This window comes from Acidovorax sp. NB1 (genome assembly GCF_005405905.1).
In the GTDB taxonomy this organism is placed as follows: domain Bacteria; phylum Pseudomonadota; class Gammaproteobacteria; order Burkholderiales; family Burkholderiaceae_C; genus Acidovorax.
The window spans coordinates 135,626-149,902 of record NZ_BJHU01000030.1 but is presented as its reverse complement, the minus strand read 5'-3'; the positions used below and the strand labels follow the sequence as shown (position 1 = coordinate 149,902).

At 66.5% G+C, this 14,277-nt stretch carries 20 protein-coding genes; all 20 read left to right on the top strand.

Annotation, left to right across the window (positions count from 1 at the left end; all coding sequences use genetic code 11):
- The first annotated feature begins 39 nt into the window (after nucleotides 1-39).
- A complete protein-coding gene (locus AvAM_RS15835) occupies nucleotides 40-1,020 on the top strand; it encodes a hypothetical protein (RefSeq protein ID WP_137747936.1) in 981 nt (326 codons plus the stop codon).
- The gene (locus AvAM_RS15830; protein ID WP_137747935.1) at nucleotides 1,017-1,517 is read left to right on the top strand and encodes a hypothetical protein; all 501 of its coding nucleotides are present in this window, start codon (nucleotides 1,017-1,019) and stop codon (nucleotides 1,515-1,517) included. The genes AvAM_RS15835 and AvAM_RS15830 overlap by 4 nt, the downstream gene beginning before the upstream one ends.
- 9 nt (nucleotides 1,518-1,526) lie before the next feature.
- Nucleotides 1,527-1,970, top strand: coding sequence for a hypothetical protein (locus AvAM_RS15825; protein ID WP_249368166.1), 444 nt, complete (start codon nucleotides 1,527-1,529; stop codon nucleotides 1,968-1,970).
- 9 nt (nucleotides 1,971-1,979) lie between these two features.
- A complete protein-coding gene (locus AvAM_RS15820; protein ID WP_137747934.1) occupies nucleotides 1,980-2,732 on the top strand; it encodes a hypothetical protein in 753 nt (250 codons plus the stop codon).
- Nucleotides 2,729-4,885: a hypothetical protein gene (locus tag AvAM_RS15815; RefSeq protein WP_137747933.1), complete on the top strand. Its 2,157-nt coding sequence runs from the start codon at nucleotides 2,729-2,731 to the stop codon at nucleotides 4,883-4,885. The genes AvAM_RS15820 and AvAM_RS15815 overlap by 4 nt, the downstream gene beginning before the upstream one ends.
- Complete coding sequence (locus tag AvAM_RS15810) at nucleotides 4,882-5,079, top strand: hypothetical protein (protein WP_137747932.1); 198 nt, start codon at nucleotides 4,882-4,884, stop codon at nucleotides 5,077-5,079. The genes AvAM_RS15815 and AvAM_RS15810 overlap by 4 nt, the downstream gene beginning before the upstream one ends.
- Before the next feature lie 13 nt (nucleotides 5,080-5,092).
- The gene (locus AvAM_RS15805) at nucleotides 5,093-6,715 is read left to right on the top strand and encodes a hypothetical protein (protein WP_137747931.1); all 1,623 of its coding nucleotides are present in this window, start codon (nucleotides 5,093-5,095) and stop codon (nucleotides 6,713-6,715) included.
- Complete coding sequence (locus tag AvAM_RS15800; protein ID WP_137747930.1) at nucleotides 6,715-7,707, top strand: hypothetical protein; 993 nt, start codon at nucleotides 6,715-6,717, stop codon at nucleotides 7,705-7,707. The genes AvAM_RS15805 and AvAM_RS15800 overlap by 1 nt, the downstream gene beginning before the upstream one ends.
- 1 nt (nucleotide 7,708) lies before the next feature.
- The gene (locus tag AvAM_RS15795; RefSeq protein WP_137747929.1) at nucleotides 7,709-8,785 is read left to right on the top strand and encodes a hypothetical protein; all 1,077 of its coding nucleotides are present in this window, start codon (nucleotides 7,709-7,711) and stop codon (nucleotides 8,783-8,785) included.
- A gap of 49 nt (nucleotides 8,786-8,834) precedes the next feature.
- A complete protein-coding gene (locus AvAM_RS15790) occupies nucleotides 8,835-9,191 on the top strand; it encodes a hypothetical protein (protein ID WP_137747928.1) in 357 nt (118 codons plus the stop codon).
- Complete coding sequence (locus AvAM_RS15785) at nucleotides 9,188-9,688, top strand: hypothetical protein (protein WP_137747927.1); 501 nt, start codon at nucleotides 9,188-9,190, stop codon at nucleotides 9,686-9,688. Before AvAM_RS15790 ends, AvAM_RS15785 begins: the two co-directional genes overlap by 4 nt.
- Nucleotides 9,689-9,697: 9 nt before the next feature.
- Nucleotides 9,698-10,204, top strand: coding sequence for a hypothetical protein (locus AvAM_RS15780; RefSeq protein ID WP_137747926.1), 507 nt, complete (start codon nucleotides 9,698-9,700; stop codon nucleotides 10,202-10,204).
- Nucleotides 10,204-10,335, top strand: a complete 132-nt coding sequence (locus AvAM_RS26050; RefSeq protein ID WP_283202041.1) for a hypothetical protein — start codon at nucleotides 10,204-10,206, stop codon at nucleotides 10,333-10,335. Before AvAM_RS15780 ends, AvAM_RS26050 begins: the two co-directional genes overlap by 1 nt.
- A gap of 59 nt (nucleotides 10,336-10,394) precedes the next feature.
- Complete coding sequence (locus tag AvAM_RS15775) at nucleotides 10,395-10,907, top strand: hypothetical protein (RefSeq protein WP_137747925.1); 513 nt, start codon at nucleotides 10,395-10,397, stop codon at nucleotides 10,905-10,907.
- Nucleotides 10,904-11,716, top strand: coding sequence for a hypothetical protein (locus AvAM_RS15770; RefSeq protein WP_137747924.1), 813 nt, complete (start codon nucleotides 10,904-10,906; stop codon nucleotides 11,714-11,716). Before AvAM_RS15775 ends, AvAM_RS15770 begins: the two co-directional genes overlap by 4 nt.
- Before the next feature lie 131 nt (nucleotides 11,717-11,847).
- Nucleotides 11,848-12,108, top strand: coding sequence for a hypothetical protein (locus AvAM_RS15765; RefSeq protein ID WP_137747923.1), 261 nt, complete (start codon nucleotides 11,848-11,850; stop codon nucleotides 12,106-12,108).
- Complete coding sequence (locus AvAM_RS15760) at nucleotides 12,105-12,713, top strand: glycoside hydrolase family 108 protein (protein WP_137747922.1); 609 nt, start codon at nucleotides 12,105-12,107, stop codon at nucleotides 12,711-12,713. The genes AvAM_RS15765 and AvAM_RS15760 overlap by 4 nt, the downstream gene beginning before the upstream one ends.
- Before the next feature lie 175 nt (nucleotides 12,714-12,888).
- Nucleotides 12,889-13,290 carry a hypothetical protein gene (locus AvAM_RS25810; protein ID WP_249368165.1) on the top strand — a complete coding sequence of 134 codons (402 nt, stop codon included), beginning with the start codon at nucleotides 12,889-12,891 and terminating at the stop codon, nucleotides 13,288-13,290.
- Between the two features lie 7 nt (nucleotides 13,291-13,297).
- Nucleotides 13,298-14,101, top strand: a complete 804-nt coding sequence (locus AvAM_RS15750) for a Gp49 family protein (RefSeq protein WP_137747920.1) — start codon at nucleotides 13,298-13,300, stop codon at nucleotides 14,099-14,101.
- Between the two features lie 3 nt (nucleotides 14,102-14,104).
- Complete coding sequence (locus AvAM_RS25700) at nucleotides 14,105-14,242, top strand: hypothetical protein (protein WP_171012250.1); 138 nt, start codon at nucleotides 14,105-14,107, stop codon at nucleotides 14,240-14,242.
- Nucleotides 14,243-14,277 lie beyond the last annotated feature (35 nt).

Sequence of the window (14,277 nt, the reverse complement as noted above, 5' to 3'; positions counted from 1 at the left end):
GGCTAAGGAAAAAGGGGGTTTCCCGGAAACATACCGGGCATGGCCGCCACAACCCCCACCCTTGGCCCATTCCCCGGCGGGATGGACAACCGCCGCGCTGACTACGATCTGCGCGGCGGCCGTGACGTGGGCGACCTGCTGCGCAACGCGGTCAACGTGGACCTGACGAACCAGGGCCGCGCGCGGCGCCGGGCTGGGTTCGACCTGGCCCAGGCTGGGCTGGACTGTCATTCGCTCTGGGCCCCGCGCTCCGGCGCCTTCGGGCTGTATGCCGATGCGGGCGATGTGTTCTGCGTGCGGCCCGTGGCCGGGGCCTTGCAGCGCGTGCAGATCGCCCAGGGCTACGGCATGACCAGCGCCCTGAGCTTTGCCGAGGTGCACGAGGCCGTGTATTTCTCGGACGGCCTGCGCGTGGGCTCCTACCACCCTGTTTCCGGGCCAACGCCCGCATGGGTGCCTCAGTTCGGTGTGGAGATCCAGGGGCGGCGCCTCGATGCGCTGCCTGCGGGCCACATCGTGGCATTCCACCGCAACCGCGCACTGGTGGCCGTGCACAACACGCTGTTTTACAGCGAGCCCTTCGTTCCCCACCTGTACGACCCTGCGCAGAACTTCATGCAGTTCCCGGGCCGCATCACGGTGCTGGCCTGCGTGGAGGCGGGTATTGCCGTCTGCGCGGATCAAACCTACTTCCTGCCCGGCGGCGTGCCATCGGCCTCGATGGTGGCAACCCTCAACTACGGCGCCGTGGAGGGCACGTTGACCTACCAGCCCGGAACGGGCGGTGGCGCTGCCTGGATGAGCCCGATGGGCCTGGTCACATTGAGCCAGTCGGGCGAGATCACCAATGTTCAAGAGAGCCGCGTGGTGGTGGGCACCGCCGACCGTGGCGCCTCTGTCTACCGCCGCAGCAATGGCCTGCGGCAGCTGATTTCCACGCTCTCCGACCCCGGAGAAGCGAAGGCGGGGATTGGCTCATTCATGGAAGCCGAGATCGTGAGAAAGGAAACCCTCCTATGAACCAAGTCAACATGGGCGCGACCTACGTGGTCGAGCTTTTCGACAAGCGCACTGGTGTAGTGCTGCACCGCGATGTGGCCAAGAACCTGGTGCCCACCGAGGGCCTGAACGCGATGGCGAACATCCTGTTCGCTGGCGCTGCTGCCCCCGCGAATCTGTACATCGGGCTCTATGGCGCCGACTACACCCCGCTGCCCACGGTGACGGCCGCCACGCTGCCCGCACTGGCGGGCGAGATCACCGACTACGAGCAAGCCTCGCGCGTGCTGTTCGTGCCCGATGCCGTGGTGGCAGGCGCCATCCTGAACACCGCCAACAAGGCCGAGTTCTCGTTCGCGGCCCCGGATCAGGTGTACGGCGCCTTCATGTCCACCAACTCCACCAAGGGCGGCACGACCGGAACGCTGTTCAGTGCCGTGAAGTTCCCTACCGTCAAGAACGTGGACGCCGACCTGGCGCTGCGCGTGCACGCCGGTTTCCAGTTTCTGTCCATCTAAGGAGCCACCATGCCCCTCAAGTCCTCAAAAGGCCTGCGCAACTACATGCTCGACTCGGGCAGCCTCAAGGCCGCGCTCGCGGACGGCCTTCTCAAGATCTACGCGGGCACCATCCCGCCCACTGCCGATGACGCCCTGGGCGCCGCCACGCTTCTGTGCACGATCTCCGATAACGCCACGGGCGGCGGGATCGAGTTCGAGGTCAACGCCGTGGATGGCGCCATTGCCAAGAAGGCGTCGGAAACCTGGAAGGGCGTGAATGCCGCCAGCGGCACGGCGACTTTCTTCCGGCATGTGGCCCCGGGCGATGACGGCACGGCCAGCACGACACAGCGGCGCCTGCAGGGCACGGTGGGCACGTCGGGCGCCGACCTGAACCTGTCCAGCATCATCCTGACGGCGGGCGCGGATCAGCTGATCGACTTCTACAACGCCAGCCTGCCCACGTTCTAAGGCCCGCCCATGGCCGAGGTGCTGATCTATTCGGGTGGTTCGCTGGTCCCCGGCGGTTCGCCGCCGCGCGAAGTGTCCACGAGCGGCATCCTGTGCACGAACAATGCCGTGGATGAGCCCTGGGCGATTGGCATGCTCGCGGATGGCGCGCGGCCGGACCCAGCTCCCACGGTGGCCGGTGCGCCTGGCTGGAAGCTGGATTTCACGGCGGGCGCGCAGCACGCGATGGTGGCCATGTGCACGGGGCCCAGCCCGTTCTCTCCCTGCCTGATCGCTGCGTTCGGCTACTCGGAGCCTTCCCTGCTGCCCGTCATCATGATCGGGGCCTTCGACCGGGAGGGCCAAACCTTCGACGGGTTCGTGAACCCAGCCGCCGGCACGCTGGTGATGGGCGCGTTGACCGGCACGCTGTCGCTGAGCTTTGAGGCGGCGGGCCTGTTCCTCAAGGATGCGGGGGGCGCGAACCTGGCCATCGTGTCCGCTGCCACTATCGCCGCGCTGTTCACCGGGCTGCTTTATGAAGATGGCGTGACCCCCGTGGATTACGACTGGAGCAAGCTCTACCCCTACGCCGTGACGGCGGCGACGGGCGCCCCCAGTGCCCAGCCCATCACCCACGATGCCCTGAGCCTGGCCGCGTTCCAGGAGGATGCCTACGCGGGCGATTCCGCCATGGTGGCCTTCACTTACGACTACGAGGGCGGGGGCACGGTGCCCACCGCGTTCTGGCAGAAGCTGGTGGGCTGCGAGGAACGGCTGTGACCATCCGCCGCATCCACGACCAGGTGCCTGCCGATTCGGGTTTCGAGCGGCAGGCCATGGCCTCTATGGAAAACGTCGGGTCGGACTTCATGACCTACGACGACGGGGCCAGCCGTGTGCAAATCTCGGGCGAGTTCCGCGAGCTGGAGCGGCGCAGCCCCCAGGGCCTGCAGCTGTTCGCCATCTGGGAGCCGCAGGGCGACCGCTGGCGCGTGCTGGGTTCCGGTGGAGAAAACCCATGGGAGGGTGTGGTGGGTGATGACCAGTCGCTGGGCGATGGCCTGGCGCCCGTGTCTGGCCCGCTGCCCCGAACCCATGCCATGGCCTGCGACGGCCAGGTGTGGGAGGTGTCGGCCGCCAAGAAGCTGCGCGCGCGGGCCCCGGTGTTCGACTTCAATGGCTGGCTCGGGCTGCTGCGCTCCAAGCGCGCGCCGCTGCACAAGCTGCCCCGGGGGCGGCTGCAGCTGGTGGCCGAGGGCAACTGGCGCGCGGAGCGCAAGCTGGTCGGCTACCGGATGACCAGCTACACCATCGTGTTCCCCACCAACATGCGCCTGATGGCGCGCGTGTGGGCGCCCGCACTGACCACCGTGCGCGTGCTCAGCGTGGACCCCGCGACCATGGCCAGCCGGGCGTTGCTGGAGTTCAGTCCGTTCTGCGGCCTGGGCCCCTCGCTCACCGGCCTGACGGCCGATGCGGACGACCTGCGTGAAGCCCAGCCAGCAGAGCCCGCCATCGACCCGATCACCCACGAATACATCATCCGCCCGCTGCTGTGGCACCGCGACGGCGACCCCGCAGAAATCTACTACCCGAACCTCATGCGCATCGGGCCCTGGTCCGGTGTGTCCTGGGTGGACCGCCAGCGGCCGGCGCACTACGACGTGTCGCCCCCCGCCCTGGTGCAGGAGGGCGATTCGGCCTTTGTCTCCGTGGCGGCGGTGTATGCCACGGCGGCAGGCGCGATCTACCCCGATGGCTCCGGTGTGGCCAGCCTGACGTGCATGCGCACCACCAGCGGCGACCCCGCGCTGTCGGCTGTCACCTGGGATGACCCCGAGGGCTGGGGGCCGGAGTTCTACGCGGCTGCCGCCCAGTTGTACCTGCACCGCGCCGGGCCCACGCGGCTGTTCCTGCTGCTGCGCACGCTGCGCCAGCTGCGCCCCGGGCAGGCGTGGGAGGTGGTGAACGTCGGCGGCACCTACACCGTCAAGCTCCCCAGCGACCTGCAGTATCGCTCGCCCGCCAACGACCTGCGCCTGATCTGGTCGGACACCAACGGGGCGGGCTGGGCCCAGATGCCCATGGCGGCCGTGCGCGCAGCGCTGGGGGATTTTTCAGCCACGGACGTGGTGGCGCCGGATGGGGAGGGTGGTGTCTGGATGACGGCGGTGCTGCAGCGCACGGTGAGTTTCAGCCCCACCACCTCGCCGATCTACGGGCAGTGCAACACCCACCGCGTGCTGCGCGCTTCGCCCACGGGCCTGGAGCAGGTGTTTGAGGTGACGGACGAAGACCTCTACCAGCACCTGTACCCGGGCGCCATGCGCACGGCGTCGCCGCGCTCCAGCATGGTGGAGGTGGTGCCATTCCGCCGCTGGGCGGCCTTTCGGCTCACGATGGGCTGGTTCAGCTCTGGGTCGGCGGTCACGCTGAACGACCCGCGCACCGTGCTGGCCGTGGCCGAGTTCAACGGAGCTTCCTGGTCCTGGTCATTCCGTGCACTGCCTGTGGCGGATGCCCGCGCCGTGGTGCGCATCTTTGCCATGGACGAGAAGACGCTGGCGGCCGTGGTGGTGCTGGGCGCCCCGCGCTTCAACAGCTTCACGACGGCGGGCGGCGTGGACTACCCCGGGGCCCTATCGAAGATGAAGGGCGTGCTCTGGGTCAGCAAGGACCGGGGCCTGACCTGGAAGCGCCACCCCAGCGGGGAATTCGCGCTGCCACGGTACGCGCAGCTGGATGGCACGTCCCACACGGCCCTGCGCCAGACGCTGAACGCGACCATCAGCGATCTGCGCGCGAACACCTCCATCCATGTCACCCAGGAGCTGTATGGCCCTGTGGTGATCGAGGACAACAGCGGGCGCGAGGCCGCTATGTGCCCCGGGCTGCCCTGGGTGTACGACCAAACCAAGGAGATTCCTACGTGAGCAACGACCTGATCAAGCTGCGCAAGACCGAGGGCGGCGGCATCGGCGGCGGAACGGGCAGCGGCGGCATCACTCTCCCGGCCCAGCCCTACGAGCCCGGCGGATGGGTTGCGCCTGGCGACGGCGGCCCGGGAGAGTTCGTGGTGAACCCACCAGGCACCCCGCCCGGCTTCAACTGGCCCGGCACGAGCTGAACAAGGACGCACCATGAGCACAACTGATTGGGGCACGGTGTACGTGCCGCCATGGCCGCAATACGTACCGCCCCGCCCAGGGCAAGCGGTCACGCCGCCTCTCAAGCGGCCAGAGGACTACACCGAAGCCGAGTTCAACCTGGGCTGGAATGCGAGCGCGTTCAGCGTGGCCAGCCTGACGGGCAACCTGGTGGCGCGGTTCAACGTGCGCGCGGGCTCCATCGGCGTGGTGGTCGGCCTGGCCGCTGTCCCAGAGGGCGATGGGTTCTCCAACATGAGCCATTCGCTGGCCTTCGACCGAGGCGCGATCGGCGTGCGCGAGCTGGGCGTGCTCGTGGCCGACGACCTGGGCACGAACGCGGCGGGCGATGTGTACGAGATCATCCGCATGGGCAATGACGTTGTGTACTACCGCAACGGCGCGGTGTTGTACCGCAGCAAGGTGCCCAGCGACGGCAAGGTGTGGATGGACGCGGCCCTGTTTGCTGCGGGCGATGGGGTGCTGTCCCCGGCGTTCGAGCCCTACACCGGGGCCTACATGAACACCATGATCCACCCCATTGGCGAGGTGCAAAGCTTTTCCGGGCTCGCGCAATTGGTGCTGCGACCGCTGGATCTGGCCCAGCCGCAGGGGGCGACGCTCACCATGGCGCCGCTGGCGGTGTGGGGCGCCAACCAGCTCAGCGGCAGCATGGCCAGCAGCATGGCGGGCCTGTCGCTCCAGGCGCACAACGAGGCGTGGACGCCTGCCTATGCCATCTGCTCCAGCTACCTCTACCCCATGATCGGCGTGGGCCGGGGGCTGACGGGCACCATTGGCGGCGGCGATGTGGCCTTGCAGGAATTGTCCCTGCTGGCCGCCGACCACCCGTATGCCGAAGGCCGTGGGCGCATGCGCCCCATGGAGGCTTTCAGCTGGGCCGCCCCCGAGGCGGATCTGGTCTACATGATCGAGCGGCCATTCCTGCTGGGCGACTTCCGCGCCACGCGGTCCGTGGTGCTGGCGATGAACGAGACGCTGACGGCCGGTGCGCTCATCACGGTGGAGGCCCTGGCCGGGGTGTCCACCATCGAAGACCTGAGCATCGAGACGCTGGCCTCGCTGTCGGGCGAGTTCGCTGCGGCCCTGGTCGAGGCGGTGTGGGTGAGCGATCCGGCCACGGCCAGCAACGGCGTGGACGACTCGGAAACCTGGGCGGTGAACGCGGAAACCGGCGCATCCAGCCGTTACGAGAGCTATGGATTTAATAGCTATGCGGTCATTGATGGCGTGGCCTACGGGGCCAAATCATCGGGAATCTTCAAGCTGGAAGGCGATGACGATGCGGGGGAGCCCATTCAGGCACACCTGCACTTCGGCCAGCACGATTTCGGGATGCCGGAGATCAAGAGCGTGCCCAACGTGTATGTGGGCGTGGGCGCCAGCGGTGCCGTGTACCTGCGCGCCGGGGATGGCAAAGACGCCTACCTCTACCGCGTGCGCCACACCGACACGCGGCAGGCCACCCAGCGTTTCGATCTGGGCAAAGGGCTGCGCGCGTCCTACTTCACTTTTGAGCTTTACAACGAAGGCGGCGCCGATTTCGAGCTGGACACGATCCGGTTTGAGGTGGTGCCGCTGAAACGGAGAATCTGATGCCAAACGGTCACGCAATGAACCCCACGCTCGTCTTCGACGGGCTGCTCGGGCTGGCTTGGGACAAGGCCAAGCTGAGCGCGAACGCGGCGGTGTCGCTGGCCGCGCCAGTGTTCGACAAGGCGCCGCAGCGCGCGGCAGGTGCGGACAGCCTGCCCGCGTTCGTGCCGGGCGACAGCGCCACCAACGCGGCAATCATCGCGGCGCTGGGTGACAACGACCAGGGCGTGGCGGCGGCGCTGCAGCGTCTGGCCGCCGATTGGGCGGGCGAGTTCGCCCGGATCATGGAGGCGGTGGCTCCGCTGTCGGGCTCGTTCCGGGCCGCGCTGGACTGGTACGCCCGGGTCATGGCCGGTGGCGATGGGCTGGGCGGGGTAGGGCAGCACCAGCGCCTGCAGCAGTCGCAGGCGGCCGCCGCGCAGGTGCCCGGCCTGCTCAATGCCTATGGACTGCCGATGCCCGCCGGTGCTAGCGCTGCGCTGACCGCCGAGGCCGCCCGGCGCATGGCGGTGAGCGGCGCCCGCCTGGCCGCCCAGATGCAGGCCGACGCCGACAACGCCAAGCAGCAGCTGCGGGCCGCAGCCATCGTTGATGTGCTGCAGCTGCGCGACCAAGCGCTGGACGCCGCCATGGATTACGCCTTCGGCCAGATCAACCTGATGTTCGACGTGTTCGGCCGCAACAACGACTACCTGACCGAGCTGCGGCGCACCAACGACCTCAAGCGCGCCCGCATGGAGCGGCTGGCCGAGGAACTGGCGCGCTGGCGCATCGGGGTCGATGGCGACAACGAAGCCGCCGCCGACGACGTGCGCATCACAGGCCAGGTGAACGATCGGTATGCCGAACGGGTGGGGCTGGAGGTGGACGGCTACATCAAGCGCATCCGCCGCCACTCCAACCGCGCAACCGCTGCGCTCAATGGCTTTGGCGTAACTGTCACGTCTGAAGCACGCGAGAGCAACACCGTGAGCCTGACCGAGAGCACCTGACATGAGCCTGCCACCCTTCAACGTCGATACCAACAAGACCCTCCCGGCCGTGTTCGTGCCGGGCCTGGCCGCTGCCGTGGTGATGCAGGCCATCGAGCTGATCACCAACCTGGCGACGGCGACCGACCAGTATGCGAATGGCATCACCGCCGAGGCCGTGGATGCCCCCATCAACGCCTTGGGCGCGCCAGACGCGGCGGGCGTGCGCTGGTCTTCCAGCCTGGCCAGCAGCCGGAACGCCCTGGACCGCGCTCTGTCGCCTGGGCAAGACGATGACATCGTGGTGCCCGGCCTGCCCGGGGATCTGATGGATGCCGCCGTGGCCTCGCTGACCTACAACATGCTGGATGCGTTCGACCGGCTGTTTCCGGGGCTGGCCGCAACAGGGGATGCCGCAGATGCTGCCGCGCGCGGGGCGCTGATGGCGGGCGCGCCGGGCGTGACCTACGTGGAGGCGTTTGACCGTGCGGCAGCAGACACCGCGCTGGCCTTCGGGCGACTGGAAGCTGCGGACCAGCAGGCCGAGCTGATGGCCGCCGCCGCCGCCGGGGGGCATCGGTTCCTGCCCGGGGCAGCCCATGGCGCTGTGGCGAAGCTGCACGCGGCCGTGGGCCGCAACCACGACGCGGCCATTGCGGCAGCGTTCCAGGCCCGCCTGGATGCAGAGCGGGGGGCGAAGCTGGCCCTGGCCAATGCAGCGGCAGGCATCCGGGCGAGCAAGATCCGCGACATCACGGGCAAGGTGGCTGACCTGTTCAACAAGAAGCGCCAGGCACGCGCCCTGCACATTGCCGACCAGGACGCCGTGATCGACCAGATCACCGGCCTGGAGAAACTCACGCTGGCCGAGCAGACGCGCATTCAGACCCTGGTGCTGGAGACGGCCAAGCGGCGGCACGACACCGCCGTGAAGGCGGCCTTGGCCAGCGACTACGACCTGCAGAAGGCCAAGCTCAACAGCGCATCGGGCCAGGAGCTGGTGGACATGCTGGGCAACATGGTCACCCAGCTGTGGAACCAGGTGCGTGCGAACGGCCAGTTCAATGGCTCCGAGCGCGACACCACCGACTGGAGCTGACCCCGTATAGGGTTCGACCAAAACACCATGGCCCGGAAAACTGCAGGGCATGCTGACCCCCGCCAAGCGAAACCTCATCATCTACAAGGGCGCCAAGTTCGATCCAGGCTGGACCTGGAAGGCTGGTGGCGTGCCTGTGGATCTGACGGGCGCCACTGCGCGGATGCAGGTGCGTGCTGAGGTTGACTCGCCCGATGTGCTTCTGGAACTCACCACCGAGAACGGGGGGATCGTCTTGGGCGGCGCTACGGGCACCGTCGATTTCTGGGTGGGCGCAACTGAAACCACCGGCATCACCTGGGAGGGTGGTGTCTGGGCGCTGGAGATCCAGTATTCGGCCGACCCTGACGATGTTGACCGCCTCATGGAGGGCGGGATCTCCGTTTCGGCGGAGGTGCCCCGGTGACAGACGTTCTGGTCGAACGCGAAACCCTGGTTCTTGTTGAGGAGGCCAGGCAGGAGCTTCTGGTCGAAACCCGAGAGCGCGTGCAGATCCTCACGGAGGCCAAGCAGGGCCCCAGGGGCGCTCAGGGCATCCAGGGCCCGGCGGGAGGCACCACCACCATCACCGTCGGCGGCGCGCCGCTGAGTGGCCACAGCGCAGTTGCAGTGGATGCCTCTGGTCTGCTTGTGGAGGCCGACTGCACCAACCCCGCGCACCTTGGGGCTGTATTGGGCCTCCTGACCAACGCCTACAGCCCCGGCGATCAAGCAGTCGTTCAAACCGCATTCACTGTAGAGCACGTCGGATGGACGTGGACACCTGGGCCGGTGTTCGTCGGCACTTCGGGCCAGCTCACTCAATCGCTCCCGGGCGGCGCAGCTTTCTCTCAGGTGGTGGCGCATGCGCTGTCCGCCACGCTTGTCCTTGTGGACGTTCAACCACCCATCACCCTTGCATAGGAGCCCACCATGGCCGCAAAGAAATTTCTCCGCTTCATCAACGGCATCTTCACCGAGGTGTTTGGCGTACAGACCTCGGCTGGCGCCGCAAACGCTGGCGACATCGTTGCGCTGGATGACACCGGCCGACTCGACAACAGCCTGATGCCGGTGGGCATCGGCGCCGACACGAAGTCCATCACGACTAGTGAGGCCCTGGCCGCTGGTGACTGGGTGAACATCTGGAACAGCTCGGGCGCCAAGGCGCGCAAGGCTGACGCGACCACCGCAGGCAAGGAGGTGCACGGTTTTGTGTTGGCTGCAGCCTCCAGCGGCGCCAGCGCGCTGGTGTACTTCGAGGGTACAAACACCCAGGTCACCGGCCAGACCCCGGGCCCTGTGTTCTTGCAGACGACTGCTGGGACCGGCGGCGCAACGATCCCGAGCGCTTCGGGCAATGTGGTGCAGCGCATCGGTGTGGCGCTCAGCGCCACCGAAGTGAACTTCGAAGGCGGCCCGGCGATCACGCTGGCGTAATGACATGGCAGAGCGCAGGCCTCTCGTTGTCGTGGATGGTGTGGTTCGTGAGCTACCGGCCGGTGATTCTTTGCCGGGCGGTGGCAGCGGCGCAACCCTTCCTGATGGTGAGGTTGTCGGGCAAGTCCTGAAATGGGACGGCTCCGAATGGGTGCCGGGCACTGATGAAACGAGCAACACAGCCGGTCGGATGATGATCCCCATCATGGCGGGCTCGATGATGCCCAGCGCCTCGGGGGGCAGTGGCGTGCTCACCAACATCGCCACCGCAGCGAACCAGCCCGATGTGCAGACGTTGAACTTCAACCAGACGACGCAGCAGCATGCGCAGTTTGCCATTCCGCTGCCGAAGCGTTGGAACAGGGGCACCATCACCGCGCGCTTCCGCTGGTCGCACGCTGCCACCACTGTCAACTTTGGCTGTGTGTGGGGGATTCAGGCTGTCGCTGTCGGAGACAACGAGGCCATCAACCAGGCCTACGGGACCGCCGTGGAGGTGACGGACACCGGCGGCACCACTAACAGGCTGTATGTGTCGAGTGAGACAGCGGCGATGACCGTTGCAAACACCCCGGCCGATGGCGACACCATCTTTTTCCGCGTGTACCGCAAAGCCGCCGATGCGGCCGACACCCTGGCCATCGTCTCCCGGCTGCATGGCGTTGACCTGTTCGTCACGACGAGCGCGGAGAACGACGCATGATGCTTCTGCAAGCCGGGCAGTCTGGGCTCTATCGCCGCGACAGCATCTGGACGGACAGCATTCCGCCTGACAGCGTGTCTGGGGGGACGTTGTGGATCGACGGGACTGACTCAAACCACCTGCTGGATGCTTGGGGAGGGGCGCCTGTAACTGCCGACGGGGCGAGCGTCTACGCTGCGCGCAACAAACTCAACACGTCGAACGGGATGCTGGAGACAGGTTTCCCACCGAAGCTGAAGGTGGGGGCGGTCAATGGCCTGAGCGCGCTGATTTTTGAGGGGGCATCCGCGAGCAACATGCGCGCCGACAACGGATCAGCCGCTCTCCCCATCTCTACCTTCTTCACAACCACAACAAAAGTCGTCGTGGTCGGCGTGAAGATTAGCTCGGCCAACCCCTACACAGGCTCTGCGTTTGAGTCTGACGCAATCATTGCCGACTCAGATGGCTACTACGGCCTGTACGTCACTGATGACGGCGTTTCTGGGCAGGTCACTTTGCGTGGGTACAACTACGGCGGCGACAGCCACCAGATCACCCAGTCCATTGCGAAAAACCAGTGGGTGATCGTCACCCTTTCTCATCAATCCAGCCAGCTCAGGATGCGGGTCAATCGGGTTGCGTGGACAACGCTCGCCAGCGGGGCGACCTTTGCGATGACCGCGTTGCTGCGTATCGCATCCACCGGCACGCCAGCGAACCGCACGATGGAGATTGCGCATGTAGCTGGCTTCAATCAGACGCAGGCAGACGCTGCGATTTCGGCCATAGAAGGATGGATGGCGGGGCAGTTGGGGATTTCGCTATGAATTCCACGCGCGGCAGGCATCTTGCCGGAGCTGCTCAGCCAAGGGTTGGTTTGCGGGTTACGTGATCTGCTGCCAGGTGGACCCCGTATAGGGTTCGACGCTTTCGAGGGAGCCCGGAATCATCCGGGCTCATGAAAGACCAAATCCTGCACCCTGACTCGGCCGTGACGGCAAAAAACATCGTCAACTGGCTGGCCGCCTTCCTTGGGCTGGGCACATTCCTCGGAGTGGTGAACCTCGCCGTGGGCGTTCTGTCGGCAGCATGGCTGGGCGTGCAGATTTATGGCTACCTCGCGCACGAACTGCCGATGAAGCGCATGCGCAAGCAGATGCTCAAGCGTGACTTGGAGCGCGGCGCCACGCAGCCAGCAGAGCTGGGGGCCGACAAATGAGCCGCGCAAAAGTCTGGTCTTCCCTCGGGGCCGCAGTCCTGGCAATCGTGGCGGGAGTGTTTGCGGTCGAGGGCGGCTACGTCAACAACCCTGCTGACCCGGGCGGCGAGACGAACCACGGTGTGACGGTGGCCGTGGCGCGCGACGCTGGGTACACCGGCCCCATGCGCGAGCTGCCCAAGGAATTCGCCCAGCAGCTCTATGCCAAGGACTACATCGAGCGGCCGAACTTCCACCGCGTGATCGCCATGTCCCCCGCCGTGGGTGAAAAGCTGGTGGACGCAGGCGTGAACGCTGGGCCCGGTCGCTCCGCGCGCTGGTTCCAGCAGAGCCTGAACCACCTCAGCCGGGGCGGCGCCGACTTCCCCCTGGTGGCGGTGGACGGCCAGATCGGCGCCCAGTCTCTGGCCGCCTACCAGGCGCTGGAGCGCAAGCGCGGCCGCGTCAAGGCCTGCGAGCTGACCTTGAAGCTGGTGGACGCGCAGCAGGGTGCGCACTACATGAGCCTGAACAAGCCCATGTTCATCGTGGGCTGGGCCGACAACCGCCTGGGCAACGTTCCGCTGGCGCGCTGCGCTGATTCGGTACAGGGTGAGTCGAAATGATTGGCGCCTTCATTGACGCGCTGATCGTGATCGTCCTGCCGGCCTCGGCGGGCATCGTGGTTGGTCTGGCCATATGCAAGTTACTGGGGCTTCTGCCGTGAACCTCACTCTCATCACCCACCTTGCCGTGGCCCTGGCCACTGCTGCTTGTGTCTGGGTCTTCCAAGACGCCCGCATGGATGCCGCCGTGGCCGATGTGCGCCTGGAGCAGAGCAACGAGCGCCTGGAGGCAGTGACCCAGGCCCGCGCCGACGAGCGCGCAATCACCAAGACCTACCAAGGAGCCCTCAATGCTGCCCGCACCCGTGAAGCGCTTCTGCGCACTGAAATTGACCATCTGCGCCTTGTTTCTGACGGGCTGCGCGACCAAAACGCAGACGGTGCCCGCCGACTCGCTGCAGCTCCCCCCGCCGCCGTCCTTGAGTACGCCACTGCCCTCGGAGCCGTATTCGAAGACTGCCGCGCAGCGTATGCGGAGCTGGTCCCAAAAGCTGATGGCCACGCAGGTGATGCGCGAACCCTTCGCGAAGCCTGGCCAGTGATCCCGCCCCGGCCGGCTGCCGGGTCAACACCCTGAGAACACCATGACCCAATTCCGCAAGAAGCCCGTCGTCATCACCGCCATCAACTTTGCCCAACTTGTCGCCCACGGCATCGCCTCTGGCGGCAATGTGGTGAACGGGATGCCGTGGTCCTTTACCTATGCCGGCCATGCCATCACGCATGAGAACGACGACTGCTACCTGATCCCGACCCTGGAAGGCACCATGAAGATGGGCCGCGACGACATGCTCATCACTGGCGTGAAGGGCGAGATTTACCCGTGCAAGCGGGATATTTTCGAGGCGACCTACGACCCGGCGCCGACCGCACTCCCCGTGGTGGACCCCGGCCCCGACTCCCTGGAGCGCGAGATCCAGGCCAAGGCCGACAAGGGTCCGCGCGTGATGCCTGCTGCGTTGCAAGCGGAGATCGTCAGCGAGCACTACTTCACTGCCAAGCAGGGATGCATCGGGGCGCTTGGTGATGCATACGAACTCCTTGGCAAGACTCTTGATAACCCGCTGGGGCTGCTGACCTTCTGCGTCCTGATCCTGCGCAACGGCTTCACTGTGCACGGTGTGTCGGCCTGCGCAAGCCCCGAGAACTACAACAAGGAAATCGGTGAGCGCATCGCCCGCGAGAACGCCGAGCGCGAAATCTGGCCGCTGCTTGGTTTCCGCCTGCGCGACGAGCTGGCCCGCCCGGTGCTGACAGATGCGGATGCCGCTGCAGACCTGGCCGGCACGCCGCGCCCGGATCACCCCACGGCAGAGGCCGCTGACTTCCTGGCCAGCGTCAAGGCCTGCAATTTGGCAGGCGAGGGCCCCTGCGAGGCCTGCCAGTAAATCATGGTCCCCTATGCCCGCCATACCGAGCGCTCGTGGTTCTTCATGCCCACGCTCGGGTTCATCCAGTATGAAGACGGTGAGTGCGCATTGGCGCTGATCTGGCTTCAGCTGGAGGTGGGCATTCGGTGGACCCCCTGAAATTCCCCGCCACGGCAAGGGGCCCCCGCCGGTAG

What these genes read in the sequence shown, in the direction of transcription:
- AvAM_RS15835 (WP_137747936.1), top strand. Translation starts at nt 40, where the DNA reads ATGGCCGCCACAACCCCCACCCTTGGCCCATTCCCCGGCGGGATGGAC.
- AvAM_RS15830 (WP_137747935.1), top strand. Translation starts at nt 1,017, where the DNA reads ATGAACCAAGTCAACATGGGCGCGACCTACGTGGTCGAGCTTTTCGAC.
- AvAM_RS15825 (WP_249368166.1), top strand. Translation starts at nt 1,527, where the DNA reads ATGCCCCTCAAGTCCTCAAAAGGCCTGCGCAACTACATGCTCGACTCG.
- AvAM_RS15820 (WP_137747934.1), top strand. Translation starts at nt 1,980, where the DNA reads ATGGCCGAGGTGCTGATCTATTCGGGTGGTTCGCTGGTCCCCGGCGGT.
- AvAM_RS15805 (WP_137747931.1), top strand. Translation starts at nt 5,093, where the DNA reads ATGAGCACAACTGATTGGGGCACGGTGTACGTGCCGCCATGGCCGCAA.
- AvAM_RS15800 (WP_137747930.1), top strand. Translation starts at nt 6,715, where the DNA reads ATGCCAAACGGTCACGCAATGAACCCCACGCTCGTCTTCGACGGGCTG.
- AvAM_RS15795 (WP_137747929.1), top strand. Translation starts at nt 7,709, where the DNA reads ATGAGCCTGCCACCCTTCAACGTCGATACCAACAAGACCCTCCCGGCC.
- AvAM_RS15790 (WP_137747928.1), top strand. Translation starts at nt 8,835, where the DNA reads ATGCTGACCCCCGCCAAGCGAAACCTCATCATCTACAAGGGCGCCAAG.
- AvAM_RS15780 (WP_137747926.1), top strand. Translation starts at nt 9,698, where the DNA reads ATGGCCGCAAAGAAATTTCTCCGCTTCATCAACGGCATCTTCACCGAG.
- AvAM_RS26050 (WP_283202041.1), top strand. Translation starts at nt 10,204, where the DNA reads ATGACATGGCAGAGCGCAGGCCTCTCGTTGTCGTGGATGGTGTGGTTC.
- AvAM_RS15775 (WP_137747925.1), top strand. Translation starts at nt 10,395, where the DNA reads ATGATGATCCCCATCATGGCGGGCTCGATGATGCCCAGCGCCTCGGGG.
- AvAM_RS15770 (WP_137747924.1), top strand. Translation starts at nt 10,904, where the DNA reads ATGATGCTTCTGCAAGCCGGGCAGTCTGGGCTCTATCGCCGCGACAGC.
- AvAM_RS15765 (WP_137747923.1), top strand. Translation starts at nt 11,848, where the DNA reads ATGAAAGACCAAATCCTGCACCCTGACTCGGCCGTGACGGCAAAAAAC.
- AvAM_RS15760 (WP_137747922.1), top strand. Translation starts at nt 12,105, where the DNA reads ATGAGCCGCGCAAAAGTCTGGTCTTCCCTCGGGGCCGCAGTCCTGGCA.
- AvAM_RS25810 (WP_249368165.1), top strand. Translation starts at nt 12,889, where the DNA reads ATGGATGCCGCCGTGGCCGATGTGCGCCTGGAGCAGAGCAACGAGCGC.
- AvAM_RS15750 (WP_137747920.1), top strand. Translation starts at nt 13,298, where the DNA reads ATGACCCAATTCCGCAAGAAGCCCGTCGTCATCACCGCCATCAACTTT.
- AvAM_RS25700 (WP_171012250.1), top strand. Translation starts at nt 14,105, where the DNA reads ATGGTCCCCTATGCCCGCCATACCGAGCGCTCGTGGTTCTTCATGCCC.